Consider the following 23826-nt stretch of genomic DNA (forward strand, 5'->3'; position numbering starts at 1 on the left):
CCTTCGGGGTGATGCATTGAGGGTCGCCGATCTGGGCGATGTCCGCCTGAACTACCGCATCGACGGCGATACCGATGGCGCGCCTGTGGTATTCGCCAATTCGCTGGGCACCGATCTGCGCCTGTGGGACGACGTTGTGCCGTTGCTGCCAAAGGGCCTGCGGATCATCCGGTTCGACAAGCGCGGGCATGGTCTGTCGTCCTGTCCCGATGCGCCCTACACCATGGGGGCGCTGATACGTGATACGGAGCACCTGCTTGACCATTTGAACGTGCGCGACTGCGTTTTTGTCGGCCTGTCCGTCGGCGGCATGATCGCGCAGGGGCTGGCCGTGAAACGGTTGGACCAGATCCGCGCCTTGGTGCTGTCGAATACCGCCGCGAAAATGGGCACAAAAGAGATGTGGCAAAGCCGCATTGATGCCGTGAACGCGGGCGGGATCGAACCGATTGCCGATGCGGTGATGCAGCGCTGGTTCTCGAAATCCTTCCTGACTGACCCAAGCCTGACCGCCTGGCGCAACATGCTGACCCGCACGCCCGCCACCGGATACGCCGGTTGCTGCGCCGCGATCGCGAACACCGATTTCTATACACCCACGTCGGGGCTGACCCTGCCCACCCTTGGCATCGCCGGATCGGAAGACGGGGCAAGCCCGCCCGATCTGGTGCGCGAAACTGTCGACCTGATCAAAGGCTCTCGGTTTCATCTGATGCGCGGCGTGGGCCACCTGCCCTGCGTCGAAAACCCGGTTGAATATGCCGAAGTGCTGACCAGATTTCTAAAGGAGATCGGACATGTCTGACCGTTTCAACGACGGCATGAAAACCCGCCGCACAGTTCTGGGCGACGCCCATGTCAACCGCGCCGAGGCCGCCAAGACCCCGTTTGACGCGCCGTTCCAGACGCTGATCACCGAAGGCGCGTGGGGAACGGTCTGGACCTCTGACAAGATCACCCTGCGCGAACGATCCATGCTGACGCTGGCCCTGCTGGCCGCGACCGGCAATTTCGAGGAAATCGCCATGCACATCCGCGCCACCGCGAACACCGGTGCCAGCAAGGATGACGTGATGGAGGCGATGATGCATGTCGCCATCTATGCGGGTGTGCCGAAAGCCAACCATGCGATCAAGATCGCAAAAGCAACCTATGCCGAAATGGAGGCCGCCAATGACTGACCTTGGCTCATTGATCCCGCGCAACCGCGAGATGCACCCCCCCGCCTATGACACCGAATACAAGACATCCATCGTCCGCTCGCCCAACTTGCCGCTTTTGTCGATGGACAGCACCATGACAGAGGAAACCGGCCCGCGTTTCGGCCATAACCTGTTGGGCGCGCTGGACAACAACCTGATCCTGAACTGGACCAAGGGCGCCGCCCCCGCCATTGGTGAACGCATCCTGATGCATGGCCGCGTTCTGGACGAAAACGCACGCCCCGTGCCGCACACGCTGGTTGAAATCTGGCAGGCCAACGCCGGCGGGCGCTATCGCCACGTCAAAGACGGCTATCTGGCACCTTTGGACCCCAACTTTGGCGGGTGCGGCCGCACGATCACCGACGAGAACGGGTACTACGAATTTCTGACGATCCGCCCCGGTGCCTACCCCTGGCCGAACCGTGGCAACGACTGGCGCCCGATGCATATCCACATCTCGATCTTCGGCACCGGGTTCGGCCAACGCCTGATCAGCCAGATGTATTTCGAAGGCGACCCCCTGATTGCCCGCTGCCCGATCGCCGCGACGATCAAGGACCGCAGCCAGTTGGACCGCCTTGTGGCCCCCCTGGACATGAGCAAATCAAAGCCGCTGGATTTTCTGGCCTACAAGTTCGACATCGTCCTGCGCGGTCGCCGCCAGACCATGTTCGAGAACAAGAAAGAGGGGATGTAGCATGGTGCAATCACTTGGAACCCTGAACGAGACGCCCTCGCAGACCGGCGGCCCCTATGTGCACATCGGCTGCATCCCAACCTTTGCCGGCCTAAAGGGCGTCTACCCCGAAGATCTGGGCACCCGCGCGATTGAAGACGGCGCAAAGGGCCCGTTGATCGCGATCACCGGTTCTGTCTATGACGGCACCGGCTGGGCGCTGCGCGACGCGATGATCGAAAGCTGGCAACCGGATGCCGCCGGCCTGTTCGCGGGGCAGACGGGCGCCGACCCTGCGGTCAACGGCTTTGCCCGTTTCGCCGCCGATGGCACAAGCGGAGAGTTCACGTTGAACACCGTGAAGCCGGGCAAAGTGGCCTTGCGCGGCGGAGGGTTTCAGGCCCCCCATATCGCGCTGTGGATCGTTGCGCGCGGCATCAACATCGGGTTGCAAACCCGGATCTATTTCGAGGACGAGGATAACACATCTGACCCCTTGCTGAACCGGATCGAACAGCGCCCCCGCGTAGACACACTGATCGCGAAGAAAACCGGCGAAGGTCTTTACCGGTTCGACATCCGCCTTCAGGGTGCGAATGAAACCGTGTTTCTGGATATGTAATGGCCGAATTTCTGCTGATCCACGGATCCTGCCACGGCGCGTGGTGCTGGCGCGATGTGCTGCCTCTGCTGAACGGCGGCGGCCATTCCGCACGCGCCATCGACCTGCCCTCGCACGGGGATGACCACACCCCGGTCAAGGACGTGACGCTGGACCTTTACGCCGACGCGATCCTGTCGGCGATTGACCGACCCGTCATTCTGGTCGGGCATTCGATGGCCGGTTACCCGATTTCCGCCGCCGCCGAAAAAGCGCCGGACAAGATCGCGCAACTTGCCTATGTCTGCGCCTATGCGCCCCTGTCGGGCCTGTCGTTGGCCGATATGCGCCGGGCGGCCCCGCGCCAGCCCTTGCTGGATGCCATTCAGGTGTCAGATGACAGGCTGTCCTTCACCATCGACCCTGCCAAGACCGGGGCCAAATTCTACCATGATTGCCCGGACGGCACGGTCGCGTTTGCCAACGCCCGCCTTTGCCCGCAGGCGATCCTGCCGCAGTCCACTCCGATCACATTGACGGGCCGCTATGCCGCCGTCGCCAAATCCTATATCCTGTGCGAGAACGACCAGACGATCCCGCCCGAGTATCAGGCGACGATGACGGCGACCTGGCCCAAGGACCGCGTTCACCGGATGGAAACGTCGCATTCGCCCTTCTTCGCCGACCCCGCAAGACTTGCCCAACTTCTGATTAAAATTGCCGAGGCCCCATGACCAAACCCTGCATCATCTGCGTCGCTATCACCGGTTCCCTTCCGCGTAAGGAAAACAATCCAGCGGTGCCGATCACCATTTCGGAACAGATTGAATCAACGCAAGCTGCATTCGAGGCCGGCGCCACGATCGCCCATTGCCACGTCCGCAAAGACGACCAGACGCCCACATCCGACCCCGCGAAATTCGCGCTGCTTCTGGAAGGGCTGAAAAAGCACTGCCCGGGCATGATCGTTCAACTGTCGACTGGCGGACGGTCCGGTGCCGGGCAAGACCGCGGCGCGATGCTGTCCCTGCGCCCCGACATGGCCTCGCTTTCTGTCGGGTCCAACAACTTTCCAACGCGGGTTTATGAAAACCAGCCCGATCTGGTGGACTGGCTGGCCGCCGAGATGCTGAAATATGATGTCAAGCCGGAGATCGAGGCCTTCGATCTGTCCCACATTGTGCAAGCCACACGCATGGCTGCGGATGGGCGCCTGAAATCGCCGCTTTATGTGCAATTCGTCATGGGGGTCAAAAACTCGATGCCCGCCGACAAGCCGATCTTTGACTTCTACATCGAAACCCTGAAGCGCCTTGCCCCTGATGCGGAATGGTGTGCGGCGGGTATCGGTTCCAACCAGATCGTTCTGAACGAATGGGCGATTGCCGCAGGCGGACACACCCGCACCGGCATGGAGGACAACGTGCGTCTGGACAAAGACCGCCTTGCCCCGTCAAACGCCGCCCTTGTGCAGCGCGCCGTTGACCTGTGTGAGAAATACGAACGCCCTGTCGCCACATGGCAAGAGGCCCGCAAGATCCTGAACCTGCCACTGGCCTCCTGATATGGCGATCTCTGCATTCGACAGCGCGATGTACCGCGACCTGTTCCATGACCGCGAGATCGGCGCCCTGTTCACCGACAGCGCCGAGGTCCGCGCGATGATGATCGTCGAAGGGGCGCTGGCCAAGGCGCAGGGCAAGCTGGGTGTCATTCCCGAATTGTCCGCCGCCGCGATCCAGCGTGCGTCGATGGAATTGCAAATTGATCCGGCGGGGCTGGCCGCCGAAACGGGCCAAAGTGCTGTTGTCGTCCCCGCGCTGGTCAAGGCGTTCCGCAACGGCATGAACGCCCCCGAACACGCCGCATACCTGCATTGGGGCGCGACCAGTCAGGACATCATGGATACCGGCCTGATCCTGCGATTGCGTCAGGTTCTGACGATTTTCGACGCGCGATTGGTCACGATCATCAAGGCGTTGGGGGTGCAGGCCAAGACCCACCGCGCCCTGCCGATGGCGGCGCGGACCTATGCACAGGTCGCGTCACCGACAAGCTTTGGCGCGGTCTGCGCAAGCTGGGGCACCCCGCTGATCCGGCACCGCACCCGACTGGCAGAGCTGAAGCCGCGCCTGCTGAACGTCAGCCTGTCGGGTGCCGCTGGCACCCTGTCGATGATGCAGGGGCGCGGCGCAGAGGTTCGCGCGGCGCTGGCCGAAGGGCTGGGGCTGAGCGATCCGCAGGACAGCTGGCATTCGACCCGCGACACGATCGCGGAATTATGTGGCTGGATGACGATTGTTGCGGGATCACTGGGAAAAATAGGTGAGGACTTGATCCTTATGACCCAAAGCGGCGTGAACGAGATCAGCCTTGCCACCGGCGGCGGATCATCGACCATGCCGCAAAAATCCAACCCCGTTCAACCCTCGCTGCTGGTGGCTTTGGGCCGGCAGATGGTGGCGCTGAACAGTGCCATGCAAGGCGCCACACTGCACCGCCAACAACGCGACGGTGCCGCGTGGTTTGTCGAATGGATGACCCTGCCACAGATGGTCATGGCCACCGCCCGCGCGCTGGACGTGGCAAGCGAACTGGCCGGATCGGTTACCCCAGACGCGGACCGCATGGCGGCAGGCATCGACGATGGCCTTGGCCTGATCTACGCCGAGGCGTTATCCTTCGCACTGGCCGGTCACATGTCGCGGCCAGCGGCGCAGGCGGCGGTCAAGGCGCTGTGCAAAGAGACGCAAACCGGCCGCATCTCTCTTGGTGACCTTGCCACCGCCAAATGGCCCGATGCCGACTTTGCCACGCTGTTCTCTCCCGCCGCACAACTGGGCGACGCCCCGTCGGACGCGGACAGGTTCGCAAAAGCCGCAAAGGCGATCTAAGCATCCGGGAAGGGTGCAGGGCGGTTTGGCCCTGTTGGCGCAAGCCTTGCAGGTCTTGCGGCCCGACCACTACAAATTGCGCCGCAAACAGACCATGGTTTGACGGAAATCGCTTGCAGCCCGCGTTATGCAAGGGCCACCCTGTGGTAAAGCATCAGGGAGCGAACCATGCAGACCATCAAAGCCGCCGTATGCCGCGAATTCGGCAAGCCACTGGTGATAGAGGATATCCGCCTGCGCGCGCCCGAGTCCGGCGAGGTCGAGGTTACGCTGGAGGCCTGCGCAATCTGCCATTCAGATATCGTTTTCGCCGAGGGCGGTTGGGGCGGCACCCTGCCTGCGGTTTACGGACACGAGGCGGCAGGACGTATAAGCGCCATCGGCGCGGGCGTGAAAGGCTATGCCGTTGGCGACACCGTTATTGCCACCCTGATCCGCGCCTGTGGCACCTGCCCCAGTTGCGCGTCCGGCGCGCCGGTGATTTGCGACACGCCCTATGACCGCGACAATGGCCCGATCGCCGCCGCCGATGGCAGCGTGATGCAGCATGGTATGGCAATCGGGGCGTTCGCGGAAAAGATCGTCGTGGATCAAAGCCAGATTGCTAAAATACCCGAAGGCATCCCGATGGACGCGGCCTCTTTGCTGTCGTGCGGGGTGATTACCGGCATTGGCGCCGTGGTGAACGCGGCGGGCATCCGGGCCGGGCAATCGGTTGTGGTGATCGGTGCGGGCGGCGTTGGTCTGAACGCCATTCAGGGGGCGCGGATCGCCGGTGCGGCGCGGATCATCGCGGTTGACATGACCGAGGAGAAGCTGGCCATCGCCAGAGAATTCGGCGCGACTGACGGCATTCTTGCCACATCGGACAAACCCTGGGCGCAGGTCAAAACCATCACAGGGCGCGGCGCGGATGCGGTGTTTGTCACCGTCGGCGCCATTCCGGCCTATGACGCCGCCCCGAAATATCTGGCGCAGGGGGGCCGGGTGATCATGGTCGGCATGCCGCATTCCGGCGCGATGTCGACCTATGAGCCGGTGATGATCGCGGCCACCGGCCAAGGCATGATCGGGTCAAAGATGGGGGATGTGGTTCTGGCGCGGGATATTCCGTGGCTTGTGGATCTTTACCAGCAGGGCCGCCTGAAACTGGATGAGCTGATCTCGAACCGCTACCCCCTGGACCAGATCAACGAGGCCATCGCCAGCACCAAATCCGGTGCCGCGCGGCGCAACGTGATCCTGTTCAAGTAACACGCAAAGGGGCTGACCATGAAACTGAAAGACCTTGAGGTTTTCGTCGTCGCCCCGCCGGCGCCCGGTTGGGGCGGGCGGTACTGGATATTCACCAAGCTGACGACGGACGACGGCATTACGGGATACGGTGAATGCTATGCCTCGTCGGTCGGGCCAAAGGCGATGACGGCGGTTATCGAGGACGTGTTCAACCGCCACATGGCGGGGACCAACCCCGAGAATATCGAAATGATGTTCCGGCGCGCCTATTCCAGCGGCTTTACCCAACGCCCCGACCTGACGGTGATGGGGGCGTTCTCGGGGCTGGAGATCGCCTGTTGGGACATCATCGGCAAGGCCCGCAATCGCCCCGTCTGGGCCATGCTGGGCGGCATGATGAACGAGCGCATCCGGTCCTACACCTATCTTTATCCGCTGCCCGGTCAGGACATGACAGAGTTCTGGATCAACCCCGACATGGCGGCAGACTCTGCCGCCGAGATGGTCCGTCTGGGGTTCACGGCGGTGAAATTCGATCCCGCCGGCCCCTATACCCTGCGCGGTGGCCATATGCCCGCCCAGTCAGACATCTCCCGATCTGTGGCGTTTTGCGACAAGATCCGGCAGGCGGTCGGCGACAAGGCCGATTTGCTGTTCGGAACACATGGCCAATTCAGCACCGGCGGCGCGATCCGACTGGGGCAGGCGCTTGAACCCTACAGCCCCTTGTGGTTCGAGGAACCGATACCGCCGGACAACGTGAACGAGATGGCAAAGGTCGCGCGCGCCGTCCGCATCCCCATTGCCACGGGCGAACGCCTGACCACCAAGGCAGAGTTCGCAACCGTCCTGCGCAGCGGTGCCGCCACAATTTTGCAGCCCGCGCTTGGCCGGTCCGGCGGCATCTGGGAAACCAAGAAGATCGCCGCCTTGGCAGAGGTCTATAACGCGCAAATGGCGCCGCATCTTTACGCAGGGCCAGTGGAATGGGCGGCAAACATACATCTGGCTGCCTCGATTCCGAACCTGTTGCTGGCCGAGACGATTCAGACCGGCGGCGACTTTCATATGAAACTTATAAAGAATTCAATAACTTGGGAGAATGGCGATATCATCCCCCCAACTGGTCCCGGTCTGGGGATCGAGTTTGACGAAGATGTCGCCCGCGCGCATCCCTTTACCGGCGCAGGGCTACATCTGGAGATGCAGGAAGCCCCCTGCAACTACGCCAAGGGCAATGCATTCGAGGGCGGGGCACCATCGGTGAAGCGGTAAACCGGTCACACCCGCGTTATGCAGGTGCGGCATCATCTGTTGTTTGCCAATTCTCTATGCTATGCACGTGATTGAATTTGAATGCAGAGAATACGAGCACACCGATGCAAACCGCAGATATCCTGACTGCCGATGCCCCCGATCCAGCCGAGATGGTCCGGAGCGCGGAAATCGCGTCGAACTTTCTAAAGGCGCTCTCGCATGAGGGCCGCTTGATGATCCTGTGCCATTTGTCGTCGGGTGAAAAGTCTGTGACAGAGCTGGAACAACTGCTGGCTTCGCGTCAGGCGGCTGTCAGCCAGCAACTGGCGCGGCTTCGGATCGAGGGTTTGGTGAACTGCCGTCGCGACGGAAAGGCAATGTATTACAGCCTGTCCGACAGCCGTGCGCGCAAGATGATAGATCTGGTCTATGAGATGTTCTGCGGTGCCGGGAAATAAGAAAAATGCCCCGTGCATCGGATGCACAGGGCATTCATATCCGATGCACGGGATCAGCAGGTTCTACTGGCTGAACGACTTCAGATAGGCGATGACCGCGGTGCGATCCTCTGCTTTCTTCAGGCCGGCAAACGACATTTTGGTTTTCTCGACATAGCCCTTGGGGTTTTCCAGAAACGCCGCCAGAGATGCCTCGTCCCAGACCAATCCGCCGGCACCCATTTCGGACAGGGTGTTCGAATACTTGAACCCCTCGGCCTGCGCTGCGGCGTGTCCGACAATGCCGTTCAATGCAGGTCCGACGCGGTTCTTGGCGCCTTCGCCAACCTGATGGCAGGCCTTGCATTTCTTGAACACGTTTTCGCCTTCGGCGACAAGCGCGGGATCAAGTGTTGCGACCTCTGCCGGAGTGTCAGCCGGTGCTTCAACTGCGGGGGCCGCCTCAGCAGGGGCCGCTTCTGTCGTCACAACCTCTGTTGCTGCCCCTTCGGCCGCGTTCGCCGCTGTTTCCTCGGGCGTTACATCGACCACTTCGGCACGGGCAGTGATTTCAACCGTGTCCTTGCAGTTTTCCATGCAGGCCTCGCCGCTGAACAATGCGGTCTCGACCTCGGCCCGGTCATCCATGTAAAAGGCGTCCGCATTCGGCATCTGAACGGCGGTAAAGTTGTCGCTGCTGAGCTCGAAGTCGTCCTCGACGATGTCGTTGAGATACAACAGATATGCGGTGATCGCGTAAACCTGATCCGGTTCCAGCGACTGCGCGTTGCCGAACGGCATGGCGCGGTGAACGTAGTCGAACACGGTCGACAGATAGGGCCAATACGACCCGATCGTCTTGTTCGGGCGGTCGCGTTTCAACGAGCCCTGCCCGCCCGCCAGAACCGGCCAGCGGTCAACCGCCTCGCCGAATTCGCCATGGCAAACGGCGCAGTTTTCAGAAAAGATCACTTCGCCATCCGCGACGTTGCCACGCCCTTCGGGCAGGCCCTGCCCATCGGGGCGCACGTCGATGTTCCATGCTGCGACTTCCTCTGGCAGGGCGTCGCGGCCCAAGCCCAGAGGGGCCGCATAAAGCGGCGATGACATCAATGTTGCGGCGATTGCTGCCTTAAGAAATTTCGACATTTTCGGCCTCGCCTTTCTCGTTCACATACCAGGTCTGAATTCCGTTGTTGTGGTAGATGGAATTCAGGCCGCGGATCTTGCGCAGTTCGTTCTTGGTCGGCTGGACATAGCCGGTGCTGTCATGCGCACGGCTTTGCAGCAGCAACGCGCTGCCGTCCCAATCGAATTCAAAGTAGAAACGGTGCATCGACTTATCCAGACTTGGCCCGGATATCCGGGCCTCGTGCCAGTTCTTGCCGCCGTCGATCGTAACGTCCACACGCGGGATCGTGCCGTGACCGGACCATGCGACACCCGTCAAAACGGTCGGGCCTTTGGTATGGGTGATCGGCGCTTGCGGGCTTGGGTTGGTGATGACCGATTTCGCATCCATCGCCCAGGTGAACTTGCGCGCGCGGCCATCGGGCATCAGATCGGTATATTTGCTGGTTTCCTCGCGCTGTTCCCATGGCTGATCGCCAACCTCGAAGCGGCGCAACCACTTGATCCACATGTTGCCTTCCCAACCGGGGACAACCAGACGCAGCGGATAACCTTGTTCAGGGCGCAGGGCCTCGCCGTTCATCTTGAACGCGACAAGGCAATCGTCGAGCGCCTTTTCCATCGGGATGGAGCGGGTCATGCCAGAGGCATCGGCCCCTTCGGCCAACAACCATGTGCCTGCGGGTTTCACGCCCGCCTCTTCCAGCAGCAGCCGCAAGGGCACGCCGGTATACATCACGTTGTGGATCATGCCGTGGGTGAACTGACAGCCGTTCAACTGCGCGCCGCGCCATTCCATGCCAGAGTTCGCAGCACATTCCAGGAAATAGACGTGATTTTCACGCGGGAACCGCATCAGGTCTTCCATAGTAAAGACCAGTTCACGGTCAACCAGACCGTTGATCATCAACCGGTGTTTGGCCGGGTCCACCGCAGCAACACCACCGTGGTGACGCTCAAAGCACAGACCGTTCGGGGTGATGATCCCGTCCATTTCATGCAGCGGCGTAAAGTTGATGGAAGAGATCGGATCAGCCGTCAGCCACGGCACCGTGCGGCGCTTTACGTTGGCCTCAAAGGGGCTGGGCATGCCATAGGGCGCGGCATCGACGCCTTCGCCCAGCTGCTGCATCCACGGCTGCAATTCAGTGATCGCGGGATCACCGGCGGCACGCGCCACGCCCGCCGTGGCGATCGCGCCACCAGCGGCCAGACCGGCCCTGATAAATCCGCGACGCGATGTCTTGATACCTGAGGTGTCCACCATGGCCTCCTCCTCCTTTTTGAAGTTGGCTTCAGTTATATTCAAGATTGTGAATTTGTCTAGCCCGAAGTCTTATGCCCCGCTGACTTTCACAGATGTATTCGGGTCGATCTGGATCGTCCCTTTGCGTTTGATATAGGTCTCGACCACGTCCCAGATCGCCGGGCCTTCTGTGCCTTCGTTCACAGAGGCCCAGCCGGACACGACATAGGTTTTGGCGGGGTCAACCGCCTCGCCGGTTTTCAGAACGGTCATATTGGTGATCCGGTCGCCCTGCGGTTTCGACACGTCGATGTGGTAACCCATGCCGCCGACGCGAACCATGTCGCCGCCCTGCTGGTAATAGGGGTCGGGGTTGAACAGGTTGTCGGCAACGTCCTCTAGGATCACATGCAGCGTTTCGCCGGTCATTTCAGAGCGGTAGGCGGCCGGATAGGACATGCCCGTGGCGTTGAACAGATCCTCGCGGGTGATGTCCTGACCGGGAAGCAGGGACGGCCCCCAACGGAAGCCGGGCGACAGGGCGATATCGGCTTCGCGCTCTTCGATCAGGGCGTTGCAGATCAGGTCATCCCATGTGCCGTTGAAATTGCCGCGGCGATACAGCAGGCTGTCGGTTGTGCCCAGCACCTCGTCCAGCTGCGTCTGATAGGGCGCGCGTTCCGCGTCGATCAGCGCCGCCATGTCCTTGTCGGGTTCGATCACATCCGAGAAGATCGGGATCAGCTTGTGCTTGAACCCCATCAGCATCCCGTCGCGCACGTCCAGATCAAGGCGCGTGATGAATTTTCCGTTAGAGCCGGACGCGATCAGCAGCGTCTTGCCCACCATCACGGGTTCGGGCAGCGCGTCATGGGTATGGCCGGTCAGGATCACGTCGATCCCCTCGACCTGCGCTGCCATCTTGCGGTCCACATCAAAGCCGTTGTGCGACAGTAGAACGACCAGATCGGCGCCCGCATCGCGGACCTCTTGCACGACCTCGCGCATCCGCTCTTCGCGGACGCCAAAGGACAGGCCGGGGAACATCCAGCCGGGGTTGGCGATCGGCATATAGGGGAAGGCCTGACCGATCACGGCAATATTCGCGCCGCCGCGCTCGAACATCTTGTAGGGGTCGTAGGCGGGTTCGTCCCATTCGGTGTCAAAGATGTTGGCGCCAAGAAAGGGGAAGTCCAGCGTATCGACAATTTCGGTGACGCGGTCGATGCCAAGGGTGAATTCCCAATGGCTGGTCATCGCGTCGGGCTTCAGCGCGTTCATGGCGTTGACCATGTCCTGACCATTGGTCATCTGCGCGGTATAAGACCCCTGCCACGTATCGCCGCCATCCAGCAACAGCGCGTCGGGGCGTTCGGCGCGGATCGCGTTGACAACCGTCGCCACACGGTCAAGCCCGCCCATCTTGCCATAGGTTTTGGCAAGGGCGGTAAAGTCCAGATAGCTAAGCGCATAGGCTTCGGGGGTGCCCGGTGTCAGGTTGAACAGTTTCAGGAAATCGGCGCCCGTGACATGCGGTGGCAAGCCGTTGACGGCCCCGACGCCAAGGTTGATTTCGGGCTCGCGGAAGAACACCGGCTTCAACTGGGCATGGATGTCGGTGATGTGGATCAGCGTCACATTGCCCATCGTGTCGAACTGCAACAGCTGTTCCTGCGTCAGGGCCTGTTGCGCCGCCAGACGCGACCAGTTCCCTACGCCAGATGCGCCGTAAACTGCGCTGGCGGCGACGGTGGCTTGCAGAAAATCGCGACGTGAGATCATGTGACCCGCTCCTTGGGACTTGGGAATAGAGTATCGTTCGAAGCCCAATATAGGCTTCGTCGGTGTGTCATCGGTAAATGGACTAACGAATAGGGGGGTCGCGCCCCGCAAGGGACGCGACAGATCGTTTTAGTTGCGAACCGTTGGCCCCTCGACCGACAAACCGTTGCCGCGTGACGCGACATACAGTTCAAGCGCCAGAAACTCTGGCGAGCCTTCTTTGAAGGTCTCTGCGCGCGTGTCGCGGATACAGCCCTTGAAACGGTTGTGGGCCGAATTCAGCTGGGCGTTTTTCAGACGATATGCCGGAAAGCCGTTGATCTGGCCCTGGGACAGGTGATCTGCGCGGATCATGTTGCCGTAGTTTTGTTCGTGGCAATTCGCGCAGGACAGTTCCAGCTGGCCAAAGCGGGTGTAATACATCTCTTTGCCCTGCTCGTAGAACGGAGCAGCCGGACCGTCGATGGCAACATTCATCGGCAAGCCACGCGACACAGACGAGATCAGCGCGGTCATGTTGACCATGGGTTTGTCGTTCCAGCCCCATGCCTCGGCACCCATGCGTTCGGTCCGGCATTCGTTGATGTAGTTTTCCATCGCCATCAACTTGCCGTCAGCATTGACCTTCGGCATCGTGGCGCGAACGCCTTTCATGCTTTCGGGGCCTTCGTGACAATTGGCGCACGACTTTCCTTCGGTGCCATCGGCCGTGTTCCAGACATCGATCGCCTGCTCCACAAACAACATACCGGGGTTATCGAAGTCATCCAACTGCATCGCGCGTGTTTCGTCGCCGCGAAACAGCCAGCCGGAATAGATTTCCTTCAGTCCCTCGGCATGGGCGGGCGCGGTGGTCTTGGTGACCATCTCGATCTCACCGTTGACGATCAAAGTATCCTCGACCGGATCGGCAGAGGCCGCACCAAACGAAAGTGCGGCAACTGCGACCGAAGCAAGGGCCATTCTAAGCGACGTGGTTTTCATGTTTGTCCTCCCTGACATGGACCAGTCGCCTTAGGCGATGGTGATCGACTGCGTGTCCTCGTAGACGGAACCGTCGTCGTCATACCAGGTGAACTTGAAATCACCGGCTTCCGGGACAGTCGCCTCGAACTCGAAATACGGGTTGGTCGAAATCGCGGGCTCAAGGGTGACGTCGACGACGTTCTGGCCGTTGAAATCACAGGTGAAGCGATTGATGATCGACCGCGGGACCAGATTGCCGTCGCTGCCTTTGCGCTGGCCCGATTCCATCGGGTGGCTGATCAGGGTTTTGATCGTGATCGCGGAACCGGCTGCTGCCGATTTCGGGACTTTGACGCGGGGTTTTACGTTACTTGCCATTTTTCAAGCTCCTCTACTCAGCCGCCGCAGCCGCCGATGGTGACTTTGACTGTGTTCGACGCCTGAACAAAGCTGCCATCAGGCATCTTTGCGATTGCGACCACGTCCTGGGTTCCGGCCAGACGCATACGCGTCGAGGCGGCCTGGGATGCGGCCAGAGGGCCGAAGTGGATTGTTGCGACTGCTGGCGTCGGATTGCCGGTTGCCAGAATCAGGATCGATTCCGCACCAGGCGCGCTGACCGTCACGGGCACGGTGTTGCCGTTTTCCGCGATTTCAGGCGTCGTCAGCGTGATCCCGTCCGCACCGACAGCCGCGCCACCTGTGAAGGCCGCGATGGCCTCTTCGGCAGCGGCCGAGGCGCGGAATGGCAGGATCGCGGCCACGAACGCGCCGGCGCCAAGTGCCAGGGCATTGCGTCTCGTCAATTCCATAAGATGTCTCCTTTATTCATCTGTGACCCGAAGGTTCACTCTTTCAGGGTCAAAAGGTATGCGACCACGTCTTCGATCTGCTGACCCGCCAGAATCGGTGGCAGATCCGCGGGGGCCGCTTTACCTGTGTAGTCGTCGCCGGGGCGGATGAAGTTGGTGGTTTTGTAGAAAGAGGGCATAACCGTTCCGTCGAACATCATTTTCGCGTTGGATACGATGCCGCGCAGCTGCGCTTCTGTCCAACGATCAGCCGCGCCATCAAGTGTTGGCCCGACGTTGCCCTGAAACGCCACGTCAGGCATATCAGAGACCATGTGGCACGCCACACAGTTTCCCATAGCCCGCGATCCCATGACCTTGCGGCCTTGGGCGGCGTCCCCGGGTGTTCCGGTCAGTGACACCTCTACCGCGCCATCCGTAAAGATCACGCTGGTGGGCGCGACATCTGCTGCATAGCTGGCGGTCGTTGCCGCAGCGATTACAGCCATGCCTAGCAAAGCACGCTTCATCGAGTTTCCTCCCATTCGATTCAGTCCTTCGTACCGAAGCCTAGTCCAAGCATACCGAGGCATGCAATGATAAATATCAATTCCTGAATATATTGTCGGGATTCATGCCGCCAGCATCATCCCCCCTGCTCCAGAATTTTACGCGCGTGATATTTCTGGAAATGCTCGTCGCCGTCGTAGCCTTTTTCCAGCACCCAGTTCAGCAGGTTGATGGTCGTCCCCTTGCCGAAGGCGCCGGGCATGGACACAACTGCGGCCTCGCTTGCGCGTTTGTCGGAGGTGGCTGTTTCGGGCATGAACATGAGTGTGGGCGTGAACACCACACCCCACCGCGCCGCCATGTCCTTCTCGGGCAATACTGTGCCATCAAAGTCGGTAACCTCTTCGTCTCCAAACAGATTCATCTGAACCACAAAGTATTTGTCGCGCAGCAGGGCTTCGATTTCAGGCACCACGAACACCTCTTCGTGCATCTTTTTGCAGTAGATGCAGCCGCGCTGTTCCCAGATGACAACCATCCGTTTGCCCTCTGCGTTCGCCTCGGACAGATCTTCTGTCATGTCCTTGAATGTGGTGTGCAGCCAGTCGGGTTTGTGCAGCCCGTCCTCGCCGATCTCGGACGCGAATACGGGGTTGGAAATGGCCAGAACAGCCGCTGTGATAAAGGCTAAAATACGCATGTCGAACCTCTTTTGGTTAGCCGATCTGCGAAAAGATCGGGAAATTCCGGATCATGAAATCCGCGATATAGCTTATAGAGTTGGTGGCGATCAGAATGGCAAAGGCAATCAGCATCAGGCCCATGGCCTTTTCGACATAGGGCATGATCCGGCGATTCCTTTGCATCCAGCGCAGGAAGGGCTTGGCAAACAGCGCCGCGATGATGAACGGTGCGGTCATTGCCAACCCGTAGATGAACAACAGCAGCGCGCCGCGCCACAACTCTCCCATGCCGCTGGCCACCATCAGGATCGCGGCCAATGCCGGACCGACGCAGGGCGTCCAGCCAAAGCCAAAGGCAAGCCCCATGATATACGCGCCGATGATCGTCGTCGGCTCTGCCTTGGATTCGATCCGCGCCTCGCGGTACAGGAACGGAACCCTGATCACGCCCAGAAAATGCAGGCCAAAGACGAAAAGCACCGCCGCCGCGACATAAGACAGTTCCGATTTCCACTCGCGGAAGGCGGACCCAAGGGCGGTGGCCCCCAGCCCCAGCAACACGAAGATCGACGTCACGCCCAGCGCAAAGAAGATCGCAGAGATCACCAAACGGCGCTGGACACCCTTTGATATATCCTCGTCTGCGCGCAGTTCCGACATTGATATACCGGCCATGTAGCATAGATAGAACGGCACCATCGGCAGGATGCAGGGCGACAGGAAGGACAAAAGCCCCGCAAGGGCCGCGCCCCCGAATGAAATTTCGAGCATTTGTCCTCCCAGACTTGCGACACGCATCAAAACATATTACGTTTTTTAGATACGTAATGAAAGCCTCGTCAATGACCATTTCATTCAAACGCCTATTACCGATGACCCTTGCAGCCGCCCTTTGTGCCGGCACCGACCTTGCAGAGGTCCGGCTGCTGATGGTCGAACAGGCGGGATGCGTCTGGTGCGCGCGCTGGAATACCGAAATCGGGCCGATTTATCCTAAAACCTCGGAAGGACGCATTGCGCCGCTGGAACGCGCCGATTTGCGCGGCCCCGATCTGAATCGCTACACCCTGACATCAAAGCCGTTCTTCACGCCGACCTTCATCCTGATCGACGACGACGTCGAAGTTGCGCGTCTGGAAGGTTACGCAGGCGATGAGTTCTTCTGGAGCCTGATCGACGCGATGATTGCCAAACTGCCCCCTGAAAAACAAAAGGACCCCGGATCGTGAAACATATTCTTGCCGCAGCCCTGTTGCTTGCCTCGCCCGTTCATGCGGACGACGACGCCTTTGTCACCTTTCAGGTTCTTAAACCCGAGATCGCCATCAAGGCCGCGATTGCCGCGATGGAAAACTGCCGCGACCAAGGGTATCAGGTGGGCGTCAGCGTCGTCGACCGTTTCGGCATCACGCAGGCCTATGTCCGTGATCGCTATGCCGGTCTGCACGTCGAGGAAACCGCCTATCGCAAGGCCTGGACCGCTGTCAGCTTCAGGGGCGACACGCTGGGCCTTGCCGAAACGACCGCGCCCGGAACGATGATGTCGGGCATCCGCAATCTCAGCACGCCGCTGGCCTTGGGGGGCGGCGTGCCTGTCGAATATGCGGGCAGCATCGTGGCGGGCATCGGCGTGTCGGGCGCGCCGGGCCCCGACCTTGACGACATCTGCGCCCGCGCAGGCATCGACGCCATTCAGGACGACATCGGGTTCTAGCTTTGGTATAGGAAGGTTATGGACATCACTGCGGACCATAACAACTTTGACCGTATCGCCCCGTCCGTTGACACGGACGAGATGGTATCCCATGCGCTTGCCGCCTCGAACTTCCTCAAGGCGATGGCGCATGAGGGGCGGCTGATGATCCTGTGCCACCTGACAAGCGGCGAAAAATCGGTGACCGAACTGGAACAACTTCTGGACAGCCGCCAGGCCTCTGTCAGCCAACAGCTTGCGCGGCTGCGGATGGACGGGCTGGTCAACTTCCGGCGTGACGGAAAGGCGATCTACTACTCGTTGCACGACACGAAGGCGCGGCGCGCACTGGACCTGCTTTACCAGATGTATTGCACGCCGAAAGAGGACTGAGAGCAAGGCGCCGCCGCCAAGTGCGGGCAAAGGGAGCGAGACAATGGAAAACCTGCCAATCGGCATGCTGGCCGCCGCTGTTGGCCTTGGGGGCGGGATAACCCTTGGTCTTGCTGCGCGCCTTGGATCATTCTGCACCCTTGGTGCCATCGAAAGCGCCGGTTTCGGCGGCGACCAGACGCGCCTGCGGATGTGGGGCATCGTGCTGGGCGTGGCCATTTTCGCGACACATCTGCTGGCCGCAACGGGTCATGTGGATATCGGGGCGACGATCTACCATCAGGTCAAATGGAACCCGCTTGCCTCGGTCGCGGGCGGGTTGATCTTTGGCTACGGCATGGCGATGGCCGGCAACTGCGGCTTTGGGGCATTGGCACGGTTCGGCGGCGGCGACCTGCGCGCGCTGGTGGTGGTCGTGGTCATCGCGGTCTTCGGTTTTGTCACATTGAATGGCCCGCTGGCCCCCTTGCGCGTGGCGCTCTTTCCGCAGGTGGCAAGTGATGGCCCGCAAAGTTATGCCAGTGTGATCGGCGGGCTGACCGGATTGCCCGCCTTGGGCGTTGCTGGCGCCATCTCTGCGGCCCTGATCGTCTGGGCGCTGACCTATGCGCCGCTGCGGGCCTCGGGCGTACAAATATTCTGGGCGGCAATGGCCGGCCTTGCCATCGTATCGGGGCTATGGGGAACGGCATGGCTGGCCGCCGAAAGCCTCGGCCAGATCCCGGTCGAAGGCCACACTTTCACTGCGCCTCTGGGCCGGACGCTGATCTACATGATGACCTCGACCTCGGGCGGCTTGTCCTTTTCCGTCGGTTCGGTCGCGGGCGTTCTGATCGGGGCCTTCGCAGGATCGACAATCAAGGGCCTGTTCCGCTGGGAAGCCTGCGAAGACCCGCGCGAACTGGGGCGTCAGGTGATGGGCGCGGCCCTGATGGGCATCGGCGGCGTCATTGCCATGGGGTGCTCTGTCGGTCAGGGTGCCACGGCCTTTGCCACGCTTGCCTATTCCGCCCCCGTCACGCTTGCTGCGATTTGCGGCGGCGCAATGATCGGTCTGACCCAACTGATCCGCGGCTTTCAACCGGAATAACGCGCCGACCGACCGCTGACCGTCAAAGATGCGGACTTGCCCTGTCTTCTCGGTCCAAATACTCGCCTTTCTTTTTCGCCCGCGCCCGGAATTGCCTTGAGGTTCCGCATCTCCCGTCACAAGCTTGCGCATGTCCAATGCTTTAACCGGGGGTGCGCTATGAAAGTCGTTGTAATGGGGGCTGGCGTGATCGGCGTGACAACCGCCTACTACCTTGCAAAGCAGGGCGCAGAGGTTGTCGTGCTTGACCGTCAGCTTGGCCCTGGCCTCGAGACGAGCTATGCCAACGCGGGGGAACTGTCCTATGGCATGACGTCGCCCTGGGCTGCGCCGGGCATCCCGCTGAAGGCCGTAAAATGGATGTTCATGAAACGCCGCCCGCTGTTCATCTGGCCGCTGATCAGCCCCACCATGTGGAAATGGGGCGCGCAGATGGTGATGAACTGCAACGACAAAAGCTACGGCATCAACAAGGGCCGGATGGTGCGCATCTCGAACTACAGCCGCGATGTCATGCCCGATCTTATCGCAGAGACCGGCATCGACTACGAGGGCCGCGAGCAAGGCACATTGCAACTGTTCCGCACATCAAAGCAGCTCAAGGGATCGCTGGCCGACCAGAAGATCCTTGCCGAATACGACTCTCCATTCGAGGTGCTGGACCGCGCCGGATGCATCGCGGTCGAGCCTGCGCTGGCCGAGGTGCAGGACAAATTCGTCGGCGGTTTGCGATTGACCGCCGACCGCACCGGCGATTGCCGGATGTTTACCATCGCGCTGGCGGAAAAAGCCGCCGAACTGGGCGTGCAGTTCCAGTATGGCCAAACGATCAGGGGAATCGCACTGGAGAACGACAAAATCGTCGGGGTCGACACGGAAATGGCGGGGCGGGTCACCGGCGACGCCTATGTCTGCGCCTTGGGCAGCTATGCGGTCAGGGTGCTGAAACCGATCGGCATCAATCTGCCTGTCTATCCGGTCAAGGGCTACTCGGTCACCTTGCCTGTCACCGATGACGCCTTTGCACCGCAATCAACCATCATGGACGAAACCCACAAGGTGGCGATCACCCGTCTGGGCGACCGTATCCGCGTGGCCGGCACCGCAGAGATCGCCGGCTACAGCAACCGCCTTGGCCCGCATGCCACCGACACCGTCCGCCATGTGATCAGCGATCTGTTCCCCAAAGGCGGCGATATTTCCAAGGCCGAAGGTTGGACCGGCCTGCGCCCGATGACCCCCGACGGCACCCCGGTGATTGGCCCGACGCGCTTTGACAACCTTTTCCTGAATACCGGACACGGAACGCTTGGCTGGACGATGGCCTGCGGATCAGGGCGCGCGGTGGCGGATCTGGTTGTCGGCAAGACACCCGAAATCTCGTTCGAGGGGCTGACAGAGGCGCGATACCGCGCGTAGACAAGGAAACGGGTCAGTTTCGAGTGACATTCAACAGTAAAGGGTGACGCGGCATTTGGCGGGCACTGTTGGCAATGGTTCCTGGCCGCAAACCATTCCCGCACATTCCGGCCACCTTTCTCGAAGTTGCGGATCGCCAGATAGATCAGCTTTGTCGCGGCTTCTTCTGTCGGGAACGAGCCGCGCATCTTGAAGCCATCTGCACGTTAGATACAAACGGTGGAAAAATTCCTCAGGGCGTGCTGTTTTTCGTTCCGAAACGCTGACATCCAGCGTAATTCGCCCAAATCATTGCTAGTAAAGTCCCCACACAGCAAATACTGCGATCTGCGCCTTTTTGGCCCCAAGTTGTTCGACTGCATGTTTCCCTTTCCAATCGGTCGCGTCGATGTCCCACCCGGGCGTCACATCAAGTAAGGAGGGCGGACCAACCATTCGCTGCGGCGGCTCTCTCATCATCGGATCAGGGTGACAACGGCCTTTCAGAACGTCCGCGCGTCGTGGCAATATGGACGGGTGAACACTGCGGGCCGTCTGACCAATGATCCAAAAAAATTCGTCGCAGGCGGTTCCCGACGCGGTTCATACGGATGGTGTCGCAAAACCGATCTCAAGCTCTGCGTTCATGACATAAGAAAATTTCCAGACAGCAAGCCGCAGCTTGCCTTTTCCCTGGCACAAGAAGGTGCAGCGAAAGTATTGAACACATGAAAAAGTTTGGTCTTGATAGCACGGATCTCCGCATTCTCAGTGCGATTCAGCAGCACGGACAACTCAGCAAAACCAAACTTGCGGAGATTGCCAATATTTCTGCGACGCCCTGTTGGGCCCGTCTGGACCGGCTGAAGGCTGCGGGTTTCATTCGCGGATACCATGCCGATATCGCGCTGGATCAGATTGCTGATTTTACCCAAGTTGTTGTGACCGTTTCGCTGACGCATCATCGCAAGGTGGATTTTGACCGCTTCGAGGCCTTTATCAGGGCCCTCGACGAGATCACCGATTGCGTCGCCACAGGCGGCGGCATGGACTATGTGATGGAAACCATCACCCCTGATCTGGCCTCGTTCCAGACCTTGATGGAGACGTTGCTGGCGGCTGATCTGGGGATCGACCGCTATATGACCTACATCGCGACCAGGCGCGTCAAATCAAGCAAGCCGAACCTTGCAAAACTGGCGGCAAAGGGGCGCGGCTGAAGCCATCCGTCCAATCAGCCCGTTCGGCGCCAGAAAAACAGTCTGTTCAGTCTTCGCGTTGTCTGCTTTCAGTCCACATTGATGCCCCGACCCGGACTAAATCTTCTTTAGATTAGACACGTCAAGGTCAGTTCGGCCATCGGGAAAAAGGGTGAAGACAATGTTGCAAGCAGACGATTTCGGGTTCGGCACACAGATCCGCAAGTCCCCTTATTTTGAAGCCACCGTGCGATGGGGCGCCAAGGGGTTTTCTGTGTACAACCACATGTATATCCCGCGCGACTTTGGCGATCCGGAGCAAAACTTCTGGAACCTTGTGAACGACGCGATCCTGTGTGACGTGGCGGTCGAGCGTCAGGTGGAAATCACCGGACCGGATGCCGCGACATTCGTCCAGATGCTGACCCCGCGCGACCTGTCCACGATGGCTGTGGGGCAGTGCAAATATATCCTGATCACCAATGCTGCGGGCGGGCTCCTGAACGACCCGATTCTGCTGCGTCTGGCCGTGAACCACTTCTGGATCTCGCTGGCCGACAGCGACATCCTGCTGTGGGCGCAAGGCGTCGCAGTGCATTCCGGTCTTGATGTCACGATTTGTGAACCCGATGTGTCACCGCTGCAATTGCAGGGGCCCAAGTCGGGCGAGATCATGCAGGCGCTGTTTGGCGACAGCATGATGGACCTGAAATACTACTGGCTGCGTGACGTCGAACTTGACGGTATTCCACTGATCGTGTCGCGCACCGGATGGTCCAGCGAATTGGGCTACGAGATCTACCTGCGCGACAGCGCCTATGGCGATGCGCTTTGGGAGCGGATCATGGCGGCGGGGATGCCCTTTGGCCTGAAACCCGGGCACACCTCGTCCATTCGCCGGATCGAGGGCGGGATGCTATCCTATCACGCGGACGCAGACATCAACACCAATCCCTTTGAACTGGGGTTTGACCGGCTTGTGAACCTCGACATGGAGGCCGACTTCATCGGCAAGGCCGCGCTGCGCCGCATTCAGGCGCAAGGCCCAAGCCGCAAGCAGGTCGGTCTGATCATCGACTGCGCGCCGTTGAAGGGGCCAAACACGACGTTCTGGACCATCAACAAGGATGGGGAGGCCATCGGCAAGGTTACCTCTGCGGTGTATTCGCCCCGTCTGGAACGGAACATCGCCTTGGCCATGGTTTCGGTAGAGCACGCCAATATCGGCACCCAGATCGAGGTGGTGACACATGCCGGACCGACCCGCGCCACCATCGTCGAACGCCCCTTCTACGATCCGAAAAAGCAAATCGCCGCTGCCTGACCCCAGCCCGAAATCAGAGACCTGAATCATGTCCGACCTTGCGATCGAGTTGCACTGGCAGCGCGCCGAACCCGCTTTTCAACCCGGCAAATACTCTGCCGAACACACTGTGCGCTATAACAACCGTTATGAGGTTCAGGTTGACGCCGCCCCGGATTGGGGCGGCCAGCCCGAGAACACCAACCCTGAACAGGCGCTCGCATCGGCCCTGTCCAGTTGCCACATGATGACGTTTCTGGCCTTGTCCGCAAAGGCGGGTTGGCCGGTGGCAAGCTACCATGACTATGCCGAAGCGCATCTTGGCAAAAACTCTGCGGGCCAGATGTCGGTCACGCGCATTGATCTGCATCCGGTGGTGCGTTTCGACACCGGGTTCGACGTCGATGACGACGCGCTGACGCAGATGCAGGATCGCGCGCATCGCTACTGTTTCATCGCCAACACTTTGGCCGACAGCGTTGAAATCAATATTCTGTAAATCCCGGAAAAGGATCTGACCCGTGCAAAACGCCATGCAAGACAGCGACATCCTGTTGCGTGATCTGGACGCTGACGGCGTTTTGCGCCTGACGATGAATGATGCGGGGCGGCGCAATGCCCTGTCAGAGGCAATGATGGGGGCTCTGGGCGCGGCTTTTGCCGAAGCCGGTGCAGACCCGGCGGTGCGGGTGATCATTCTGGCCGCGAACGGACCCGCCTTCTGCGCCGGTCATGATCTGAAGGAAATGACGGCGGGTCGGGCAGACGCCGATCGCGGCAAGGCCTATTTTACAAAGGTAATGGCGATGTGTTCGGGCGTCATGCAGGCCATCGTGAATTGCCCCAAGCCCGTGATTGCCGAAGTCACTGGAATTGCCACCGCCGCAGGTTGTCAGCTGGTCGCCAGTTGCGATCTTGCCATTGCCGCGGACACCTCGCAGTTCAGCACGCCGGGGGTGCATATCGGCCTGTTCTGCTCCACCCCGATGGTCGCACTGTCGCGAAATGTCAGCAACAAGCACGCGATGGAAATGCTGTTGACCGGCGACATGACCCCCGCCTTCCGCGCTGCGGAAATCGGCCTGCTCAACCGTGCGGTTGCCCCCGAGGGTCTGCGGCAGACGACAACGGAAATGGCCCGCAAGATCGCCTCCAAATCCAGCATGACACTGGCCACCGGCAAACGCGCCTATTACGCACAGCGCGAAATGGGCCTGTCTGACGCCTATGCCTACGCCTCCGGCGTGATGGTCGAAAACATGCTGGCCCGTGACGCGGAAGAGGGCATCACCGCCTTCATCCAGAAACGCGCGCCCGAGTGGCAGGATGCCTGAT

The 23826-nt window shown here is 60.3% G+C and carries 28 protein-coding genes; 19 read left to right on the plus strand and 9 right to left on the minus strand.

From position 1 onward, the window contains the following. The first annotated feature begins 16 nt into the window (after positions 1–16). The 10 genes from pcaD to ACEN2R_RS14595 all read left to right on the plus strand — a co-directional run bounded on the left by pcaD (position 17) and on the right by ACEN2R_RS14595 (position 8327). The gene (pcaD, locus tag ACEN2R_RS14550; protein WP_442043435.1) at positions 17–805 is read left to right on the plus strand and encodes a 3-oxoadipate enol-lactonase; all 789 of its coding nucleotides are present in this window, start codon (positions 17–19) and stop codon (positions 803–805) included. Next, positions 798–1181, plus strand: a complete 384-nt coding sequence (pcaC, locus tag ACEN2R_RS14555) for a 4-carboxymuconolactone decarboxylase (protein WP_442043400.1) — start codon at positions 798–800, stop codon at positions 1179–1181. Before pcaD ends, pcaC begins: the two co-directional genes overlap by 8 nt. Next, a complete protein-coding gene (pcaH, locus tag ACEN2R_RS14560; RefSeq protein ID WP_442043401.1) occupies positions 1174–1902 on the plus strand; it encodes a protocatechuate 3,4-dioxygenase subunit beta in 729 nt (242 codons plus the stop codon). Before pcaC ends, pcaH begins: the two co-directional genes overlap by 8 nt. Position 1903: 1 nt before the next feature. Further along, positions 1904–2503, plus strand: coding sequence for a protocatechuate 3,4-dioxygenase subunit alpha (gene pcaG, locus ACEN2R_RS14565; protein WP_442043402.1), 600 nt, complete (start codon positions 1904–1906; stop codon positions 2501–2503). After that, positions 2503–3216, plus strand: coding sequence for an alpha/beta fold hydrolase (locus ACEN2R_RS14570; RefSeq protein WP_442043403.1), 714 nt, complete (start codon positions 2503–2505; stop codon positions 3214–3216). The genes pcaG and ACEN2R_RS14570 overlap by 1 nt, the downstream gene beginning before the upstream one ends. Then, the gene (locus ACEN2R_RS14575) at positions 3213–4046 is read left to right on the plus strand and encodes a 3-keto-5-aminohexanoate cleavage protein (protein WP_442043404.1); all 834 of its coding nucleotides are present in this window, start codon (positions 3213–3215) and stop codon (positions 4044–4046) included. The genes ACEN2R_RS14570 and ACEN2R_RS14575 overlap by 4 nt, the downstream gene beginning before the upstream one ends. Position 4047: 1 nt before the next feature. Beyond that, complete coding sequence (locus tag ACEN2R_RS14580) at positions 4048–5376, plus strand: class-II fumarase/aspartase family protein (RefSeq protein ID WP_442043405.1); 1329 nt, start codon at positions 4048–4050, stop codon at positions 5374–5376. A gap of 168 nt (positions 5377–5544) precedes the next feature. Then, entirely contained in the window at positions 5545–6630 is a 1086-nt protein-coding gene (locus ACEN2R_RS14585) for a Zn-dependent alcohol dehydrogenase (protein ID WP_442043406.1), read from the plus strand. Positions 6631–6648: 18 nt separating this feature from the next. Further along, positions 6649–7887: a mandelate racemase/muconate lactonizing enzyme family protein gene (locus ACEN2R_RS14590; RefSeq protein ID WP_442043407.1), complete on the plus strand. Its 1239-nt coding sequence runs from the start codon at positions 6649–6651 to the stop codon at positions 7885–7887. A 104-nt stretch (positions 7888–7991) separates the two neighbouring features. Then, entirely contained in the window at positions 7992–8327 is a 336-nt protein-coding gene (locus ACEN2R_RS14595; protein ID WP_442043408.1) for an ArsR/SmtB family transcription factor, read from the plus strand. 63 nt (positions 8328–8390) lie between these two features. On the opposite strand, the gene ACEN2R_RS14600 is transcribed toward ACEN2R_RS14595, so the two are convergent. From ACEN2R_RS14600 to ACEN2R_RS14640, 9 genes are all read right to left on the minus strand, one after another. After that, positions 8391–9455, minus strand: a complete 1065-nt coding sequence (locus ACEN2R_RS14600) for a c-type cytochrome (RefSeq protein WP_442043409.1) — start codon at positions 9453–9455, stop codon at positions 8391–8393. Then, entirely contained in the window at positions 9439–10704 is a 1266-nt protein-coding gene (gene soxC / locus ACEN2R_RS14605) for a sulfite dehydrogenase (protein ID WP_442043410.1), read from the minus strand. The genes ACEN2R_RS14600 and soxC overlap by 17 nt, the downstream gene beginning before the upstream one ends. 69 nt (positions 10705–10773) lie before the next feature. Next, positions 10774–12465 carry a thiosulfohydrolase SoxB gene (gene soxB / locus ACEN2R_RS14610; RefSeq protein ID WP_442043411.1) on the minus strand — a complete coding sequence of 564 codons (1692 nt, stop codon included), beginning with the start codon at positions 12463–12465 and terminating at the stop codon, positions 10774–10776. A 129-nt stretch (positions 12466–12594) separates the two neighbouring features. Continuing rightward, a complete protein-coding gene (soxA, locus tag ACEN2R_RS14615; RefSeq protein WP_442043412.1) occupies positions 12595–13449 on the minus strand; it encodes a sulfur oxidation c-type cytochrome SoxA in 855 nt (284 codons plus the stop codon). 30 nt (positions 13450–13479) lie between these two features. Then, the gene (gene soxZ, locus ACEN2R_RS14620) at positions 13480–13809 is read right to left on the minus strand and encodes a thiosulfate oxidation carrier complex protein SoxZ (protein ID WP_442043413.1); all 330 of its coding nucleotides are present in this window, start codon (positions 13807–13809) and stop codon (positions 13480–13482) included. A 17-nt stretch (positions 13810–13826) separates the two neighbouring features. Continuing rightward, positions 13827–14243, minus strand: a complete 417-nt coding sequence (gene soxY / locus ACEN2R_RS14625) for a thiosulfate oxidation carrier protein SoxY (protein ID WP_442043414.1) — start codon at positions 14241–14243, stop codon at positions 13827–13829. Between the two features lie 35 nt (positions 14244–14278). Next, a complete protein-coding gene (gene soxX / locus ACEN2R_RS14630) occupies positions 14279–14752 on the minus strand; it encodes a sulfur oxidation c-type cytochrome SoxX (RefSeq protein WP_442043436.1) in 474 nt (157 codons plus the stop codon). Between the two features lie 116 nt (positions 14753–14868). Then, a complete protein-coding gene (locus tag ACEN2R_RS14635; RefSeq protein ID WP_442043415.1) occupies positions 14869–15432 on the minus strand; it encodes a thioredoxin family protein in 564 nt (187 codons plus the stop codon). Positions 15433–15448: 16 nt separating this feature from the next. Continuing rightward, on the minus strand, positions 15449–16186 hold the full coding sequence (locus tag ACEN2R_RS14640; protein WP_442043416.1) for a cytochrome c biogenesis CcdA family protein: 738 nt from the start codon (positions 16184–16186) through the stop codon (positions 15449–15451). 71 nt (positions 16187–16257) lie between these two features. On the opposite strand from ACEN2R_RS14640, the gene ACEN2R_RS14645 reads away from it, so the two are divergent. The 9 genes from ACEN2R_RS14645 to ACEN2R_RS14685 all read left to right on the plus strand — a co-directional run bounded on the left by ACEN2R_RS14645 (position 16258) and on the right by ACEN2R_RS14685 (position 23825). Beyond that, positions 16258–16644, plus strand: coding sequence for a hypothetical protein (locus ACEN2R_RS14645; protein ID WP_442043417.1), 387 nt, complete (start codon positions 16258–16260; stop codon positions 16642–16644). Continuing rightward, a complete protein-coding gene (locus ACEN2R_RS14650) occupies positions 16641–17129 on the plus strand; it encodes a GlcG/HbpS family heme-binding protein (protein WP_442043418.1) in 489 nt (162 codons plus the stop codon). The genes ACEN2R_RS14645 and ACEN2R_RS14650 overlap by 4 nt, the downstream gene beginning before the upstream one ends. A gap of 18 nt (positions 17130–17147) precedes the next feature. Then, the gene (locus ACEN2R_RS14655; protein WP_442043419.1) at positions 17148–17501 is read left to right on the plus strand and encodes an ArsR/SmtB family transcription factor; all 354 of its coding nucleotides are present in this window, start codon (positions 17148–17150) and stop codon (positions 17499–17501) included. Between the two features lie 43 nt (positions 17502–17544). After that, the gene (locus ACEN2R_RS14660) at positions 17545–18591 is read left to right on the plus strand and encodes a YeeE/YedE family protein (protein WP_442043420.1); all 1047 of its coding nucleotides are present in this window, start codon (positions 17545–17547) and stop codon (positions 18589–18591) included. A 159-nt stretch (positions 18592–18750) separates the two neighbouring features. Then, positions 18751–20010, plus strand: coding sequence for a D-amino acid dehydrogenase (locus ACEN2R_RS14665; protein WP_442043421.1), 1260 nt, complete (start codon positions 18751–18753; stop codon positions 20008–20010). A 707-nt stretch (positions 20011–20717) separates the two neighbouring features. Then, positions 20718–21209, plus strand: a complete 492-nt coding sequence (locus ACEN2R_RS14670; RefSeq protein WP_442043422.1) for an Lrp/AsnC family transcriptional regulator — start codon at positions 20718–20720, stop codon at positions 21207–21209. Between the two features lie 160 nt (positions 21210–21369). Continuing rightward, the gene (locus ACEN2R_RS14675) at positions 21370–22512 is read left to right on the plus strand and encodes a glycine cleavage T C-terminal barrel domain-containing protein (protein WP_442043423.1); all 1143 of its coding nucleotides are present in this window, start codon (positions 21370–21372) and stop codon (positions 22510–22512) included. A 28-nt stretch (positions 22513–22540) separates the two neighbouring features. Further along, the gene (locus tag ACEN2R_RS14680; RefSeq protein WP_442043424.1) at positions 22541–22990 is read left to right on the plus strand and encodes an OsmC family protein; all 450 of its coding nucleotides are present in this window, start codon (positions 22541–22543) and stop codon (positions 22988–22990) included. 34 nt (positions 22991–23024) lie between these two features. Beyond that, positions 23025–23825 (plus strand): enoyl-CoA hydratase, encoded by an 801-nt coding sequence (locus tag ACEN2R_RS14685; RefSeq protein ID WP_442043437.1) that lies wholly within the window; start codon positions 23025–23027, stop codon positions 23823–23825. The last annotated feature ends 1 nt before the right edge of the window (position 23826 follow it).

This window comes from Pseudogemmobacter sp. W21_MBD1_M6 (genome assembly GCF_052119585.1).
GTDB lineage: Bacteria > Pseudomonadota > Alphaproteobacteria > Rhodobacterales > Rhodobacteraceae > JBGQOJ01.